A 2780-nucleotide genomic window follows, 5' to 3' on the forward strand; every position below is an offset into this window, starting at 1 on the left:
CCTCTCTTCTTGCCCTGCGTCCGGAAAGGCACGTTCGCAAGCCTGGAATTAGCGTGAACAGGCCCTAGGCCGGCGTCCCGACCGGCTCACGCTCGGCGCGCGCCAGCATCACGGGGCAGGTCGAAAAGCGTAGGAATCGCTCCGAGACGCTGCCGAGCACAAGCCTCGGCACGCCGCGGCGCCCATGTGTGCCCATGACGACGAGATCGGCGCCGATTCGTTCGGCTTGGCGTTGCAAGCAGGTGGCGACATCGTCGGCCATGCTTTCCGTTTCGATCATGTCCTCTTCGCACTGGATGCCGGCCGCGCCCAGCGCTTCGCGCACTTGACCGAGCGCGGCATGCCCATCGCCGCGCAGGGCGTCGAGCAGCGCTTGCGGATCGTAGTAGCCGCCGTAATTGAAGAGCGCCGATTTATCGACGACATAGACGGCATGCACGGTGGCATGCGCAAGGGATGCCATGCGCACGGCTTCTTCGATCGCGCGTCTGGACGAAGCGCTGCCGTCCACGGCCAGCATGATGTTGCGATACACGATGCTTCTCCTTGTCGTCGAGTGACTCCGGTAGAAATGCCGCTCCCGCGGGCGATGCGCCTGTCACGGCTGCGCGATTCCATAGGGTGTAGACATCGCGCCACCCGCGCCGTTTCCTGTTCGATAGCATCGCGCACCGCCGCGCGGGCGCCTTGATACCGATCAACCTAACCGCCGGCCCCGGCCGATGATGCCGTCCTGGCGACTCACTGTCGCGCCACACCGGCGCCCGCGGCTCGGAGGGGGCCGAATCCGCCATTCCTTTGTAGGCAAACGCTGACATCGATGCACGAGCGCCTACGCGAACTTCGGCGGCGCCTGATTTGCAACGCCTCACGCACGGCCAATACTTCAGACATCGGATACCGCATCCGCGGAGCCTGGGCCCCAGCCGCCACCGCCCGGCTCGCAACGAACCGCCATTTGGAGAGCTGCCATGTCGACCCAAGCCGCGAATCAAAAGATGACCAACGCCGCCGACGACATCCTCGAACTGGCACGCAACGCGGGCCTGCTCGTGACGCTCGACGGCCAGATCGGCCGCGAGAAGTACCAAAGCGTCGCCGGCTCGCTCGCGTCGTTCATGCGTTTCGTCGAGGCGCTCCGTGCAACGCTCCCCGTCGACGTTCCGGCCTGATCCGTTCTCACCGCCGGGAGCGAAGCGCTCGGCTTCTTCCAATACGGGGGATCGACGTATTGCCTGATCTTCGAACGGGCGTCATCGATCGCTTCGTCCCACAACCGCCGTTCAACAGCGACACAGCGCCGGTCACGGTCAACGCCCACCTGGCAACCGCTCGCTAAGTGCTTATCCAGGCCAGCGTATCGGCCGCATCGGCCAAAATCGGCGGACGGCGCCGTGCTTGATGCGGGCGGCATTTTTTTCTGATCTATTCTTCTGACATACGGCGTTGCGCGACCGCAGGCAGCGGGCAGCAGCGCCGCCGCGTCCGCGAGCCATTGGCAGCCGTGCGCGAATCGACGACAATTTGCCACAAGTCTGCGGAATGAGGCCGTCGGGCCATCGCAGGCGCGAATCTTGGCCCTGCGCGCTTTTTTTTGGACTGGCGCGGGAATGTGATGACCCGCAGGATGCGCATGCCCGCAGCAGGAAACCCGTCCCCATCCGCCAAACCGCCCGCTGGCCGCAGCAAGCTGGGCGCGCAGTTGCGCGGCCCCCTGCTGGCGGCGGCGGCGACAGCGGTCATCGTTTTCCTCTCGGCGGCTGTCGCAGCGTCGATCGTCCGCGATCATTTGCTCCAAGGCGCGGAAGCGGCTTTCAATACGCGCGCCACCCACATCGATTCCGACATCCAGCGCGAGCTGCTGCTGTGCACGCAGCTGTTGCGGGGGGCGAGCGGTTTCGTGATGGCGCAGCTCCAAGCCTCAGGCGATGGGACACCGTCCTCCGAGGCCTGGGATCGCTATATATCCCGCCTCGATCTGGACGACGCTCCCCCTTGCGTCCGCTCACTCGGCTATGCGGCGGCGTTGCCGGCGGCCGGCGCCAGCGCGTCTTCGGAAGCAGAGGCGCTTGCCCATACGGTCCTCATGTGGCCGCCGCGCGGAGAGGGAACGGAGGGCAGCGATCTCGGCGTGAGCGGCGAAACACGCGCCGCGCTGATGCGCGCCGCCAACAGCGGCCAAGTCGCGATGTCGATCCGGCCCTTGCCGCGCGAAACCACGAGCGAAACGGAGGCGGCTGAAACGCAGGGCCGCGCGCGGGTCGATCTCTATCTGCCGGTCTACCGCACGATGCCGCCCCCCGCCCTCGTCTCGGCCCGTCGAGCCACGCTGATAGGATTCACGATCGCACGCCTCGACGCCGAATACCTGTTCGCGAGCGTCGCCGCGCACGAGCCGCGCACGCAGCTCCACGTTTCGGGCGGGGAACCCGCCATGGCGCTCTATCCGCCCGGCGTTCCGCTGGGGGCTCAGTTCGAAAGCCGGCCGTGGTTTCAGCGAACCGATACGTTGCGCATAGGTGGCGAGACGCTAACCATCACCTACGCGACGAGCGACCCGGCGCTCGTCGCCTCGGCCGATTTCAGCCGCAATGCGATCCTGTCGTCGGGTTTCGCCGCCGCACTCGTCGCGGCGGCGGCCGTCTTCGTCTTCATGCGCGCACGCGGCCCGATGCTTGCAGAAGCCGGAATGGCACGCTTGCGTTCCTCGAAAGACGAAGCGCGGCTCATGGCGATCATTCGCTCCTCCGGCGAAGCGATCATCACGATCGACGAGGACC

2 protein-coding genes and 1 pseudogene are annotated in these 2780 nt (G+C 66.2%); 2 read left to right on the plus strand and 1 reads right to left on the minus strand.

Annotated features, from left to right (window positions below; all coding sequences use genetic code 11):
- Positions 1-64 precede the first annotated feature (64 nt).
- Positions 65-535, minus strand: coding sequence for a universal stress protein (locus tag ACTHL0_RS09520; protein ID WP_440566484.1), 471 nt, complete (start codon positions 533-535; stop codon positions 65-67).
- A 431-nt stretch (positions 536-966) separates the two neighbouring features.
- On the opposite strand from ACTHL0_RS09520, the pseudogene ACTHL0_RS09525 reads away from it, so the two are divergent.
- Together ACTHL0_RS09525 and ACTHL0_RS09530 are read left to right on the plus strand one after the other, a co-directional pair.
- A pseudogene (locus tag ACTHL0_RS09525) lies at positions 967-1172 on the plus strand (hypothetical protein).
- 461 nt (positions 1173-1633) lie between these two features.
- The coding region (locus ACTHL0_RS09530) for a CHASE domain-containing protein (protein WP_440566485.1) at positions 1634-2780 on the plus strand (1147 nt) is incomplete at its 3' end.

This window comes from Trinickia sp., from assembly GCF_051961175.1.
In the GTDB taxonomy this organism is placed as follows: Bacteria; Pseudomonadota; Gammaproteobacteria; order Burkholderiales; family Burkholderiaceae; genus Trinickia.